This window comes from Thauera sp. WH-1 (genome assembly GCF_047806685.1).
Lineage (GTDB): Bacteria > Pseudomonadota > Gammaproteobacteria > Burkholderiales > Rhodocyclaceae > Thauera.
The window spans coordinates 358,979-371,585 of record NZ_JBLQGP010000002.1 but is presented as its reverse complement, the minus strand read 5'-3'; the positions used below and the strand labels follow the sequence as shown (position 1 = coordinate 371,585).

Annotated in this window: 10 protein-coding genes; 6 read left to right on the top strand and 4 right to left on the bottom strand. The window is 70.8% G+C overall.

Annotated elements, in window-relative coordinates:
• Positions 1-57: 57 nt before the first annotated feature.
• On the bottom strand, positions 58-945 hold the full coding sequence (locus ACMV5O_RS04055) for an NAD-dependent epimerase/dehydratase family protein (protein WP_416162276.1): 888 nt from the start codon (positions 943-945) through the stop codon (positions 58-60).
• A gap of 21 nt (positions 946-966) precedes the next feature.
• Here ACMV5O_RS04055 and ACMV5O_RS04050 point away from each other — a divergent pair, with 21 nt between their 5' ends.
• The 4 genes from ACMV5O_RS04050 to ACMV5O_RS04035 all read left to right on the top strand — a co-directional run bounded on the left by ACMV5O_RS04050 (position 967) and on the right by ACMV5O_RS04035 (position 7,445).
• Positions 967-1,989 (top strand): CDP-6-deoxy-delta-3,4-glucoseen reductase, encoded by a 1,023-nt coding sequence (locus tag ACMV5O_RS04050; protein WP_416162337.1) that lies wholly within the window; start codon positions 967-969, stop codon positions 1,987-1,989.
• A 20-nt stretch (positions 1,990-2,009) separates the two neighbouring features.
• Positions 2,010-3,146 (top strand): EAL and HDOD domain-containing protein, encoded by a 1,137-nt coding sequence (locus ACMV5O_RS04045; RefSeq protein ID WP_416162275.1) that lies wholly within the window; start codon positions 2,010-2,012, stop codon positions 3,144-3,146.
• Positions 3,147-3,262: 116 nt separating this feature from the next.
• The gene (locus ACMV5O_RS04040) at positions 3,263-5,221 is read left to right on the top strand and encodes an ATP-binding protein (RefSeq protein WP_416162274.1); all 1,959 of its coding nucleotides are present in this window, start codon (positions 3,263-3,265) and stop codon (positions 5,219-5,221) included.
• A gap of 52 nt (positions 5,222-5,273) precedes the next feature.
• Entirely contained in the window at positions 5,274-7,445 is a 2,172-nt protein-coding gene (locus tag ACMV5O_RS04035) for an EAL domain-containing protein (RefSeq protein WP_416162273.1), read from the top strand.
• A 95-nt stretch (positions 7,446-7,540) separates the two neighbouring features.
• On the opposite strand, the gene ACMV5O_RS04030 is transcribed toward ACMV5O_RS04035, so the two are convergent.
• The 3 genes from ACMV5O_RS04030 to ACMV5O_RS04020 form a co-directional block, all read right to left on the bottom strand.
• Positions 7,541-7,849, bottom strand: coding sequence for a c-type cytochrome (locus ACMV5O_RS04030; RefSeq protein WP_324538931.1), 309 nt, complete (start codon positions 7,847-7,849; stop codon positions 7,541-7,543).
• A 134-nt stretch (positions 7,850-7,983) separates the two neighbouring features.
• A complete protein-coding gene (queF, locus tag ACMV5O_RS04025) occupies positions 7,984-8,829 on the bottom strand; it encodes an NADPH-dependent 7-cyano-7-deazaguanine reductase QueF (protein ID WP_416162272.1) in 846 nt (281 codons plus the stop codon).
• Entirely contained in the window at positions 8,829-10,352 is a 1,524-nt protein-coding gene (locus ACMV5O_RS04020; protein ID WP_416162271.1) for a cobyric acid synthase, read from the bottom strand. Before ACMV5O_RS04020 ends, queF begins: the two co-directional genes overlap by 1 nt.
• A gap of 165 nt (positions 10,353-10,517) precedes the next feature.
• Between ACMV5O_RS04020 and cbiB the strand changes: the two genes are divergently transcribed.
• Both cbiB and cobD read left to right on the top strand, forming a co-directional pair.
• The gene (gene cbiB, locus ACMV5O_RS04015) at positions 10,518-11,483 is read left to right on the top strand and encodes an adenosylcobinamide-phosphate synthase CbiB (RefSeq protein WP_416162270.1); all 966 of its coding nucleotides are present in this window, start codon (positions 10,518-10,520) and stop codon (positions 11,481-11,483) included.
• Positions 11,476-12,513, top strand: a complete 1,038-nt coding sequence (cobD, locus tag ACMV5O_RS04010) for a threonine-phosphate decarboxylase CobD (protein ID WP_416162269.1) — start codon at positions 11,476-11,478, stop codon at positions 12,511-12,513. Before cbiB ends, cobD begins: the two co-directional genes overlap by 8 nt.
• The last annotated feature ends 94 nt before the right edge of the window (positions 12,514-12,607 follow it).

Below are 12,607 nucleotides of genomic sequence, written 5' to 3'. Positions count from 1 at the left end.
ATGCGTGAGAGAGGAAGCCGGCCCGCGCCGGCGATCAGGGCGCGTCGAACGCGGCCCTCATACGCCGGCCGGCGCTGCGCCGCGTGCAGCGGCGAGCCCGGCGGCGATCGTCGGATAGCGCAGCGGCAGGCGCAGTTCCCGCTTCAGCCGTCGGTTGTCGAGTCGGCGCGATTCGCTCATGAAGGACAGCGTCAGGGGCGACAACCGCTCGCCAATCTGGGCCCGCCCCAGGCGCGGCGGGCGGGCGAGGCCGAAGGCATCGGCGACGGCGTCGAAATAGTCGCCCATCTTCAGGTCCGAGTCGTCGCTGGCGTTGTACACGCGCCCGGCCGGGGCGCGGAACAGGGCCAGGCAGGCGAGGCGGGCGAGATCCTCGGCGTGGATGTGGTTGGTGTGCACGTCCTCGTCGGCCGCCAGCACGGGATCGCCGCGCCGCAGGCGCTCGAGCGGGAGGCGGTCGGCGGCGTAGATGCCGGGCGCGCGCAGGATGGCCACGCGAACCTGACGGCGGCGACCGAAGGCACGCAGCTGGCGCTCGGCATCGATGCGCCGGCGCGCGCGTGCGGTCTGCGCCCGGCAGGGCCGCGTCTCGTCCACCCAGGCGCCGCCACAGTCGCCGTAAACCCCTGTCGTACTTATGTATACGACCCCCTGTGGTAGACTTCGGCGCGCTTCGAGCGCGGCCAGCAGCCGCTTCATGCGCGGATCGCCGTCGCCGGCGGGCGGCGGCGGGGCAAAATGCAGCACGCCATCGGCGATGCCGGCCAGCCGCTTGAGGCTGCGCGCGTCGTCGAGGTCGGCCAGCAGCGGGATCGCGCCGGCCGCGCGCAGCACCGCACCGCCTTCTGCACTGCGCACGAGGGCAAGGACGCGAAAGCGGCGGGTCAGCCAGGGCAGCGCGCGCTGGGCAACGTCACCGCTGCCGACGATCAGGATTCTTTTCATCGAATGATTATCTCACGCACCATGAGCCACCGGATTTCACTGCAGCCCGGCGACCACCAGTTCGACGTCGCCGATGACCAGACCCTCCTCGAGGCCGCGCTCGGCGCCGGGCTGTTGTTGCCCCACAGCTGTCGCGACGGCGCCTGCGGCGCGTGCAAGGGCAAGGTCCTGGAAGGCCGGGTCGACTACGGCCGCCACGCCGATGGCGCGCTCACCGCGGCCGAGCGGGCCGAAGGCTACGCGCTGTTCTGCTGTGCCAAGCCGCTCACCGACCTGGTCGTGCAGGCGCGCAACGTCAGCCGTGCCGACGACATCCCGGTGAAGAAGCTGCCGAGCCGTGTGCAGAAGCTGCAGCGCCTGGCCGAGGACGTGATGCTGATCGACCTCAAGCTGCCAGCAAGCGAGAACTTCCAGTTCCGCGCCGGCCAGTACATCGACATCCTGCTCGCCGATGGCGCGCGGCGCAGCTTCTCGATCGCCAATGCGCCGCACGACGCCGGCCACCTCGAGCTCCACGTGCGCCGCATCGACGGCGGACGCTTCACCGGCCATGTGTTCGAGACCATGAAGGAGAAGGAGATCCTGCGCTTCGAGGGTCCGCTCGGCAGCTTCTGGTTGCGCGAGGACTCGTCGCGCCCGATCGTCATGGTCGCTGGCGGCACCGGCTTCGCGCCGATCAAGGGCCTCATCGAACACGTCCTTCACACGGGCCTGCAGCGCTCGATCACCCTGTACTGGGGCGCGCGCGAGCGCCCCGGGCTGTACCTCGACGCGCTCGCCCGCAGCTGGGAGGCGAGCCTGCCCGGCTTCCGCTACATCCCGGTGCTGTCCGACGAGAAGCCCGACAGTGCGTGGAGCGGTCGCCGCGGCCTGGTGCACCAGGCGGTGCTGGACGACTTTGACGACCTCTCCGGCCACGAGATCTACGCCTGCGGCGCGCCCGCGATGATCGACGCCGCGCGCAGCAGCTTCTGCAGCCGCCGCGGCCTGGCCGCGGACGCCTTCTTCGCCGACGCCTTCACCTTCGCCCAGCCGACGAACTGACCGCCACCCCGGAGCGCTCGATGAGCCAGACCACCCTGCTGACCCGCGAGCCGGTCGTCAACAAGAACCGCGCGATCACCGCCAACCGCATCATCGCCCACGGCCCCAACATCGCCTCGGTGGTCGAGGCGCTGTCGGCCCAGGCCGAGGTCTGGCCCAGCCACCACCCGGTCTTCGTCAGCGTCGGCCGTCTTGTCCCCACGCCCGAGCTGATGAACTGGGCCGTGCCGGACAATGCCGCCATCGAGATCCCGGCTCAGACGCTCGCCCACCCGCAGACGCAGGCCCTGATGGCGCGCCTGCAGGACGCCGGCGTCGGCATGTGCCTGACCTGGTACGCCCCCGGCACCGCCCTGCCCGCCGGCGTCGACTGGCGTTTCGTGCTGATGGACGGACGCCGCCACCCGACACCGGGCGGCGCGCCCGGACTCAGCCTGGCCTGGGGCCTGAGCGACATCAACGCCTTCCGCCAGGCGGTGAGTGCGGGCTTCGACGGCGCCTCAGGCTGGTTCTTCCTGCACGGCAATGCGCCGGCGAAGGCGCTCAGCCCCGGCCACGCGCAGATCGTGCGACTCCTCAATCTGGTACGCAACAACGGCGAGATCCGCGACATCGAGGCGGTGCTCAAGCAGGACGTGGCGCTGTCCTACAAGCTGCTGCGCTACATCAACTCGGCCGGTTTCGGGCTGATGTGCGAGATCCAGTCCTTCCGCCACGCGGTCAGCATCCTGGGTTATGACGCGCTCAACAAATGGCTGTCGCTGCTGCTGGTCACCGCCAGCCGCGACCCCAGCGCGCCGGCGATGATGCAGACCGCGATCGCGCGCGGCCGCTTCATGGAAGAAGTCGGGGCGGGCTACTTCGATGCCGGCGAGCGCGACAACCTGTTCATTACCGGCGCCTTCTCCTTGCTGCACGTGCTGCTCGGCACTTCGATGCAAAGCCTGCTCGACGAGATGAACCTGCCCGCCAACGTCAGCGAAGCGCTGCTCTACGGCCAGGGCGAATTCGCCCCTTTCCTGCAGCTCGCCCAGGCCTGCGAGAGCTTCGACGGCAGCGCGCTGGCCAAGGCGGCGCAGGCCCTGCATCTGCCTTACGAACGCATCAACCGCGCGCAGCTCGTCGGCCTGAGCTTCGCCGACAGCCTGCAGGCCTGAGGAGGCCGGGCGCCCGCCCGGAAAGCTGCTGCGGCCCGCCGACTGCGTCACGTCCGGCAATCCCGTGCGGGGCTAGAATCCGGATTCCGGGCCCGCTGCCCTGCCTTGAGCGCCGTATGCTTCCTGCCACCTTCAGCGCCTTCGAGCTCCAACCCGTGCCGGATGGGGCCTCCACCATCCTGCGCCTGCTCGCGGCCCAGTCGCCCAACTGGCCGGAGGTCGCGCTCGTTGCCGCGCGCGATCCGGCGCTCAGTCTGGCACTGCTGGTGGCGCAACCGCTCGCCGAGGGCGAACTCGACGCAGGCCTGAACGCCGCCCTGCGCCGCCGCCTGGAGCGCATCGGCACCGACCTGCTGCGCGCCTGGCTGCTCGGTCTGGGCCATCGGGGCCCGCAGGACGGCGCCCACGCCGCCGACGTCGCCCTGTTGCGTGCCGAATGCGCCCTCCACCTGGCCATCGAGTCCGCCTACCCCCGCCCCGACGAAGCCTATCTGGGCGGACTGTGGCGCGGGCTCGTCGGAGCAGCCGCCTGCAAGGACGGCCGCCGGCCCGCGTTCACCAGCCTGATCCACGACTGCGGCCTGCCTGCCAGCCTGGCCGACGCGCTCGAGCTCGAAGGCCTGCTCGACGAACAGCTCGCCGGCGCCCACCCGCTGCTGCGCCTGATCGAAGCGGCCGAGCTGCTCGCACGCGACAGCTGGCAGGTCGAGCTCACGCGCGTGTCCCGGCTCTGTGGCCTGCAATACGACACCCTGCTGAGCCTGCGTACCGACGTCGGCTACATCGTCTCCGGTCACGCCAGTTATCCGCCGCCCGCCGCCCTCGCCGCCGGCCTGGCGCCCGCGTCCGCACGCCTGGCCGACGACCCCTACCGCAGTGCCGGCATGCTGGGCCTGCTCACCGCCGCCTTCGTCGACCTCGACGGCCCGACGGTCAAGGAGCGCCTGCGCCTGGCCTGCCCCCTGTTCGGGCTGCACACGCCGCCCGTGCTGCTCGGTGCCGACAGCGCCGGCCTGCTGCGTCCGCTGCTGGAGGACGGCGCCGGCAGCATCGGCGCACTGATCACCGAACTGCGCCTGCGCGTCGACGACGAAGCGAGCTGTATCGCACTGTGCGCACGCAGCGAGCATCCGACGTCCTTCTTCGCCGGCGACAGCGGACCGGAGCGCAGCCTGGCCGACTGGCAGGTGGCGCGCTGGCTGGGCCAGCATGGCTTCTACTGCCTGCCACTGGCGAGCGGGCAGGACGCCGTGGTGGCGCTGGTGGCGGCCCACTCGGCCCAGGCGCTGGACGGCGAGCTGCGCTGGCGCTATGCGGCGCTGCTCGGCGCCGCCGCGCGCGCGTTGCGCAGCTTCGCCCGCCAGCGCGGTGAGCTCGCCGCACGCGAGGCGGTCCTGCAGCAACGCTTCCGCGATCACGTGCGCAGGATCGCGCACGAGGCCACCAATCCGCTCACCGTGCTCAAGAGCCGCCTCGGCATGCTGGTGCTGCAGCGTCCGGAGGACATGCCGCTGCAGGACGAGATGAGCCTGCTCAACGCCGAGCTCGACCGCATCGACAATCTGCTGCGCCACGCCGCCGAGCTGCCCACCGAGCGCACCGAGCCCAGCTACTGCCGCGTACCCGAGCTGCTGCTGGACATGCGCACGCTGTACGGCGAGCCCCTGTTCGGCAGTCGCGACCTGCAGCTCGAGTTGCGCGCCGCGCGCGACGTGCCGCCGGCGGCGATGCCGGCCTCGGCGCTCAAGCAGGTGCTGCTGAATCTGCTGCGCAACGCGTCCGAGGCGCTGCAACCCGGCCAGCGCCTGGTGATCTCGGTCTTCCCGCAGGTGAATGTGGACGGGCGCAACTGCCTCGAGATCCGCTTCGTCGACAACGGCCCCGGCCTGCCGCCGGCGCGCGCGGACGACCCGCTCTCACCACAGCCGAGCGACAAGGGCGGCAGCCACCAGGGCGTGGGCCTGACGGTGGTGCGCGAGATCCTCGGCCAGTGGGGTGCCACCCTGCTGTGCCGCAGCCAGGCTGGCACCGGGACGAGCTTCCAGATCTTCGTGCCGCTGGAACAAACGGCCTGAGTGTTGCATCATGCGGGCACTGAACACATCTGCTTACACTATCCTGGGAGCCATGGTCACTCCGGCTGAGCAACCGTTACGGCCTCAGGTCGAAGGTGCTGCTGACGCTGACACCGCCGATTTCCGCATCCTGATCGTCGATGACGATCCGGCCCTGCGCCGCACCTTTCCTCATGTGCTCGCGCGCCCGGGGCGGGTATTCGATGAGTGCGGCAGCATCGGCGAAGCCATCGACAGGCTGAGCGGACAGCACTACGCGCTGATCCTGCTCGACTATCGCCTCCCCGACGCCAACGGGCTCGCCCTGCTCGACTGGCTGGCCGACAACCAGCGTGACGAGGCGGTGATCATCATCAGCGGCGAAGACGCCATCGATGCTGCGATCGGCGCCCTGCGCCGCGGCGCCGACGACTACGTGCGAAAGCCCTACCACGTCGCACAACTGCAGCGCGCGGTCGACGGCGCCCTGCACAAGAGCACGCTGGAAAAGGCCAACAAGCTGATGAGCCAGCGGCTGAAGGCTTCCGAGCGCCTGCACCGCTACCTCGTCGAGAGCTCCCCCGACCTGATCTTCACCCTCGACGGCGAGGGCCGCTTCAGCTATCTCAACCCGCGCGCCAAGGCCTTGCTCGGCTACGAACGCGGCGCGCTGATGCGCCGCCCCTTCACCACCCTGGTGATGCCCGAGGATCTCGATCGCATCCATGGCCTGCTCAGTCAGCCCAGCTCGCTGCCGGGCGAGAGCTTCAATGTCGAGCTGCGGCTGCGCAAGTACCACCCGGCCAGCGAAGGCGACAGCATCACCGTGTCGCTGACCGGCATCCCGATGCTGACACAGGAAAACGACCGCCGCGTCGTCGGCCTGTACGGCGTCGCGCGCGACATCTCCGAGCGCAAGCGCGCCGAGGAGATCATTTCCTTCCAGGCCTATCACGACCAGCTCACCCACCTGCCCAACCGGGTGCTGTTCAAGGACCGGCTGGAGCTGGCCATCGCCCAGGCGCAGCGCCGCACCGGCGCACTGGCGGTGATGTTCATCGACGTCGACCGTTTCAAGCTGGTGAACGACACCTTCGGCCACGCCGAGGGTGACGTGCTGCTGCGTGCGATTGCCAGCCGGCTGTCGGCCACGCTGCGCCGCGGCGACACCCTGGCCCGCCTCGGCGGCGACGAGTTCACGGTGCTGCTGCCCGACATCAACCAGCCGGAAGACGCCGAGGTCATCGCGCGCAAGATCCTCGACACCCTGAGCACGCCGGTGGCGCTCAGCCAGGGCGACTTCCGCGCCACGGTCAGCATCGGCATCTCGCTCTTCCCGCGCGACGGTGGCACGGCCGAAGACCTGACGCGCAATGCCGACATCGCCATGTACCAGGTCAAGCGCTCGGGCAAGAACGCATTCCGCTTCTTCGACCCCGACCTCAATTCGCGCCACCGCGACCGCATCGCACTCGAGAACGACCTGCGCAGCGCCATCGCGCGCGAGGAGCTCGAACTGCACTACCAGCCCCAGGTGAGCATGGTCCACCGCAGCATCGTCGGCCTCGAGGCCTTGCTGCGCTGGAACCATCCGGCGCTCGGCGCGGTGCCCCCGGCCACCTTCATCCAGGTCGCCGAGGAAGTGGGCCTGATCGGCGAGATCAGCGCCTGGGTGATGGAGCAGGCCTGCCTGCAGCTGGCCACCTGGCAGCGCGAGGGCGTGCCGGCGACCCGCCTGTCGATCAACCTGTCGGCGCACGACTTCCATCGTAGCGACATCGTCGATGCCATCACCGGCTGCCTCGGTCGCCACGGGGTGGATCCCCACCACCTCGAGATCGAGATCACCGAGAGCATCATGATGAACGACACGGCGAGCGTGGCGAGCAAGGTGCGCGGCCTGCGTGCCGCCGGGCTCAGCGTCGCCATCGACGACTTCGGCACCGGCTACTCGGCGCTCGCCTATCTGCAGAAATTCCCGGTCAGCACGCTGAAGATCGACCGCAGCTTCGTGCGGGATCTCGAGGGGCCGATGACCAACCCGATCATCTCGGCGATCACCGGCATCGCCCGCGGCTTCGAGCTCGAACTGGTCGCCGAGGGCGTGGAAAACCTGGAGCAGGCCTCGGCCCTGCGCACGCTCGGCTGCGACGTCATGCAGGGCTATCTGTTCGCCCGCCCGGCACCGGCCATCGACGCCGAAGCCTGGCTACGCCGCCCGGAGCTGCTGTTCGCCCCACACTAGAAAGACGATGGACGTCCTGAAACGACAAGGCCGGCGATCGCCGGCCTTGTCGTTTCAGCGGGGCGGATCGCAACGGCGATCCGCGACCCGGGGCATCACTTCTGCGACAGCACCCACTCGGCCAGCGCCTTGGCGTCGGCGTCGTTCACCTGCGGGTTGGGGGGCATGGGGATCTGGCCCCAGTTACCCACGCCGCCCTTCTGGATCTTGGCCGCCAGCACGTCGGCCGCGTCACCCTGGCCAGCGTACTTGGCCGCGACCTCCTTGTAAGCGGGGCCGACGAGCTTCTTGTCCACCGCGTGACAGGCCATGCAGTTCTTGGCCTTGGCGAGTTCGGCCGTGGCGAAGGCCGGGGCGGCGGAGAGGAGACCTGCAGCAACGGCAGCAGCAACGAGAACCTTCATCTTCCTTACCTCTTGTGGTGGTGGTGATCAGCACGCCGATGTTAAACCAGCCCACCGGGCTTGCCTATTGATACACCTCATAGGCAATACCCTGTTGCGCATTTTTTGCCATGTCCGACATCAACTTCCACTGCTCACTGACGCACCTCCATGCCTTCGTCGGGGCGCAGCCCGGCATGGCTGGCGCGGAAGGGATTGATGTCGAGCCCGCCGCGCCGCGTGTAGCGCGCCCACACGGCGAGCTCGAGCGGGCGGCAACGCGCCGTGATGTCGCAGAACACGCGCTCGACGCACTGTTCATGGAACTCGTTGTGCTCGCGAAAGGACACCACGTAGCGCAACAAGCCCTCGCGCGCGATCGCCGGGCCGCGGTAGCGCACCACCAGCGTGCCCCAGTCGGGCTGGCCGGTCACCAGGCAGTTCGACTTCAGCAGGTGCGAATACAGCGTCTCGCTGACGGTCTCGCCGCCGGCCGACAGCAACGCGGCGTCGGGCTGGTAGTGCGTGATGTCGAGCTCGAGCTGATCCACGCACACGCCCTGCGGCGTGCTCGAGCAGCGCTGCGGGCGCGCCGACAGCGGCACGATTCGCACCGCCACCGCCCCCCCCGCCGCCGCCGACAGGTCGCGGGCGATGAGCGCACGCACCTCGTCGATGCTGGCGCAACGCTGCTGGTTGAAGGCATTGAGGTAGAGCTTGAGCGATTTCGACTCGATCAGGCGCGGCGTGTCGGCCGGTACGCGGAACTCGCCCAGCGCCACCACCGGCTTGCCGCGCGCATCCAGCCACGACAGCTCGTAGGCATTCCACAGATCCTCGCCGACGAAAGGCAGCACGTCGGCGCGCAGACCCAGCTCGTCGCGCTTGAGCTGGCGCTCGATGGGGAACAGCAGCTCGGGCGCGTAAGTGTCCCGGTACGCGACCGGACGGCCGAGCGGCGAGGCTTCGGCACCGTGACTGGCCGGGGTTTGCTTCGTCATCATCGCTCCAACACTTGCGCCGCAGGCGGCGCCATTTCATTCATCGGGGCGTCGAACAGGGCGGCGAGATCGACATGCGCCTCGACCGCATCGGCCAGGCGGTCGAGGTCGGCCTCGCGCCGCGCCGCCAGATCGACCGTCTGCGCCCGCTCCAGCCCGGCCCAGGCCAGCAGCGCGGCGAGCGCCGCGGGCGCATCGAACAGCCCATGCACGTAGCTGCCCAGGATCTGGCCATCGGCCGACAGCGCGCCGTCGGCACGCGGCGCCGCTGCATCCTGCAGGTACAGCGCCGGACGCTGCAGCGCCGGCCCGCGCGAGACGCCCATGTGGATCTCGTAGCCCACGAGCCCGGCCTGCCCGGCATCGACTTCGGCACTCAGACAGCCGCGCACGGTGCCGAGTTGCTTGTCGCGCTCGAGCACCGTCTCCATGTCGAGCAGGCCCAGGCCGGCGACGCTGCCCGGCGCCCCTTCCAGCCCGAGCGGATCGTCCACCACCCGGCCCAGCATCTGAAAGCCGCCACAGATGCCGACGACGCGGCCGCCGTAGCGCAGGTGGCGGCGAATGGCCGCCTCCCAGCCCTGCGCGCGCAGCCAGTCGAGGTCGGCCTGCACGCTCTTCGAGCCGGGCAGCACGATCAGATCGGCCGGCGGGATGGCCTGGCCCGGCCCCACCCAGCGGAAATCGACCTGTGGGTGCAGGCGCAGCGCATCGAGATCCGTGTGGTTGGAGATGCGCGGATACACCGGCGCGATCACCTTGAGCGCGCCGGTGCCCGCCGGCACGTCGGCGGCGCCGTCGGCGAGCGCGTCCTCGGCATCGAGGAAGAGCCCGTGCAGGTAGGGCATCACCCCGAACACCTTCTTGCCGGTGCGCGCCTCCAGCCAGTCGAGGCCGGACTGCAGCAGACCGATGTCGCCGCGGAAACGGTTGATGACGAAGCCGCGGACACGGGCCTGCTCGCTCGCCGACAGCAGATCGAGCGTGCCGACCAGATGGGCGAACACGCCGCCGCGGTCGATGTCGGCGACCAGCACCACCGGCACGTCGGCGGCCTCGGCAAAGCCCATGTTGGCGATGTCGCGGTCGCGCAGGTTGATCTCGGCCGGGCTGCCCGCGCCTTCGACCAGCACCGCATCGAAGCCGGCGCACAGCCGGTCCCAGCTCTGCATCACCGCCGCCATCGCGCGCGGCTTGTAGGCATGGTAGTCACGCGCGGACAGGTTCGCCGCGACGCGGCCGTGGATGATGACCTGGGCGCCGATGTCGCTCGAGGGCTTGAGCAGCACCGGGTTGAAGTCGCTATGCGGGGCGACGCCCGCGGCAAGGGCCTGCAAGGCCTGGGCGCGACCGATCTCGCCGCCGTCGGCGGTCACCGCCGAATTGAGCGCCATGTTCTGCGGCTTGAACGGCGCCACACGCAGGCCGCGCCGGCGCAGCACGCGCGCCAGGCCTGCCACCAGCGTGCTCTTGCCGGCATCCGAGGTCGTGCCCTGCACCATCAGGGTCAGCGGAGGAGACATCGCGTAAAATCGCCTTCCTTTTTCGAGGGGCGAGATTATCGCCGATTCCGGCCGCCGGCTGGCTCCGCTCCCCCGCACACTGCTGCCGATGGCGCATCGAAGACCTGCGCCGCCCCCACCCTGGCCTCCCGTCGACGACGCCCTCTTCGAGATCCATTCGCCTCTATGCCGATCAGCGCTGCCGCCATCCTCGTCACCAAACTCGCCGCCAGCGTGCTCGCCGACCGCCTGCTCGGCGAGGCGCGCCGTTTCCATCCTCTGGTCGGCTTCGGGCACTGGGCGGCGGCCATCGAGGCGGTGGTGCGGCGCCACGTCGGTGCGCAGCGCGCCGCCGGCGCGCTCGCCTGGGCGCTCGCCGTGCTGCCCTGGGTGGGCCTTGCGCTGTGGCTGCGCACCGTGCACCCCTGGGCGCACTGGCCGGTCGACATCGCGCTGCTTTACTTCGCGCTGGGCGGGCGCAGCCTCGCCGAGCACGCCGAGGCGATCGCGGCCCCGCTGGAAGCCGGCGACCTGGCGCAGGCCCGCAGCCGCGTGGGCTGGATCGTGAGCCGCGACACCGCCGCCCTCGATGCCACCGGCGTGGCGGCGGCCGGCACCGAGTCGGTGCTCGAGAATGGCAACGACGCGGTGTTCGGCGCGCTGTTCTGGTTCATCGTCGGCGGTGGCGCCGGCGCGCTGCTGTTTCGCCTCGCCAATACCCTCGACGCGAGCTGGGGCTATCGCACGCCGCGCTACCTGCGCTTCGGCTGGGCGGCGGCGCGCATCGACGACCTGCTCAACCTGCTGCCGGCCCGGCTCACCGCGCTCACCTACGCGCTGCTCGGCCGCACCCGGCGCGCGCTCGCCTGCTGGCGCAGCCAGGCCGCGGCCTGGGACAGCCCCAATGCCGGCCCGGTGATGGCCGCCGGCGCCGGCGCACTGGGCGTGGCGCTGGGCGGGCCGGCGATCTATCACGGCCGCCTCGAACAACGCCCGCCGCTGGGCGAGGGCCGGGCGGCGGACGCGGCGTCGATTCGCGCCGCGCTCGGCCTCGTCCGCCATGGCGTGCTGCTGTGGCTGGCGCTCGCCGCCCTCGTCGCCCTCGTCGCCGTCGCGCTGCCGCTCCTCACCGGCGCCACCGGCCATGCTTGAGCACGGCGGTCGTCTGCGCCGCGCCGCCGCCCACTACGGCATTGCGCTCGGGGACTGGCTGGACCTGTCGACCGGCATCAACCCCGAGGCCTATCCCGTGCCACCGATCCCCCTCGCCGCCTGGCAACGCCTGCCCGAGGACGACGACGGCCTCGAAGCGGCCGCCGCCAGCTATTACGGCAGCGCCTCACTGCTGCCGGTGGCCGGCTCCCAGGCCGCCATCCAGGCCCTGCCCGGTGTGCTCGCCGAGCTTGTCAGCACACACCGGCCCGCCCCGCGGGTAAGCCTGCTGGCGCCCAGCTACGCCGAGCATGCCCAGGCCTGGCGCGCCCATGGGCCCGCCTTGTTTGCCGCCGAGGACGCCGACCGCGCGGTGGCACGCAGCGACATCGTCGTCCTGGTGCAGCCCAACAACCCCACCGGCGTGCAGTTCGAGCGCGCCCGCCTGCTCGCATGGCACCAGCAACTGGCCGCGCGCGGCGGCTGGCTGGTGATCGACGAGGCCTTCATCGACCCCACGCCCGCGGCCAGCCTGGCGCCCTTGGCCGGCGCCGACGGCCTGGTGGTGCTGCGCTCGCTCGGCAAGTTCTTCGGCCTGGCCGGCGCGCGCGTCGGCTTCGTGCTGGCGCCGGCCGCGGTACGCGAGCGCCTGGCGGCGAAGCTCGGCCCGTGGACGGTGAGCGGCCCGGCGCGCCATGTCAGCCGCGCCGCCTTGCTCGACCGCGCCTGGCAGGCGCACGCCTGCCGAAAGCTGCAAGCCGGCGGCGCGCGCCTCGCCCGTGTGCTCGGCGCGGCCGGCCTGGCGCCGGTACACGGCCCAGCCCTGTTCAAGTGGTGGCCGAGCACCCAGGCCGCTGCCCTGCATGCCGCCCTCGCCCGCCGCGGCATCCTCACCCGTCTGTTCGACGCACCGGCGGCGCTGCGCTTCGGCCTGCCGCGCGAAGAGGCCGACTGGCAACGCTTCCAGCACGCCTTGCACGCGGCGCTGGCCGAGATCGGCCCGTCGCCCGCCCTGCCTGTGCGCCGCTGACCGGCACCGCGACACCGCTCCAGCCCCTTTCCCCCCCAACCCCCACCCCCTATTCCCAGCCCTCACCGCGGAACAGTCCTGATGACCTTCTCGC

Coding starts and splice junctions, on each gene's coding strand:
- ACMV5O_RS04020 (WP_416162271.1), bottom strand. CDS start 10,352: ATGTCTCCTCCGCTGACCCTGATGGTGCAGGGCACGACCTCGGATGCC.
- ACMV5O_RS04040 (WP_416162274.1), top strand. CDS start 3,263: ATGCTTCCTGCCACCTTCAGCGCCTTCGAGCTCCAACCCGTGCCGGAT.
- cbiB (WP_416162270.1), top strand. CDS start 10,518: ATGCCGATCAGCGCTGCCGCCATCCTCGTCACCAAACTCGCCGCCAGC.
- cobD (WP_416162269.1), top strand. CDS start 11,476: ATGCTTGAGCACGGCGGTCGTCTGCGCCGCGCCGCCGCCCACTACGGC.
- ACMV5O_RS04030 (WP_324538931.1), bottom strand. CDS start 7,849: ATGAAGGTTCTCGTTGCTGCTGCCGTTGCTGCAGGTCTCCTCTCCGCC.
- ACMV5O_RS04055 (WP_416162276.1), bottom strand. CDS start 945: ATGAAAAGAATCCTGATCGTCGGCAGCGGTGACGTTGCCCAGCGCGCG.
- queF (WP_416162272.1), bottom strand. CDS start 8,829: ATGACGAAGCAAACCCCGGCCAGTCACGGTGCCGAAGCCTCGCCGCTC.
- ACMV5O_RS04050 (WP_416162337.1), top strand. CDS start 967: ATGAGCCACCGGATTTCACTGCAGCCCGGCGACCACCAGTTCGACGTC.
- ACMV5O_RS04035 (WP_416162273.1), top strand. CDS start 5,274: ATGGTCACTCCGGCTGAGCAACCGTTACGGCCTCAGGTCGAAGGTGCT.
- ACMV5O_RS04045 (WP_416162275.1), top strand. CDS start 2,010: ATGAGCCAGACCACCCTGCTGACCCGCGAGCCGGTCGTCAACAAGAAC.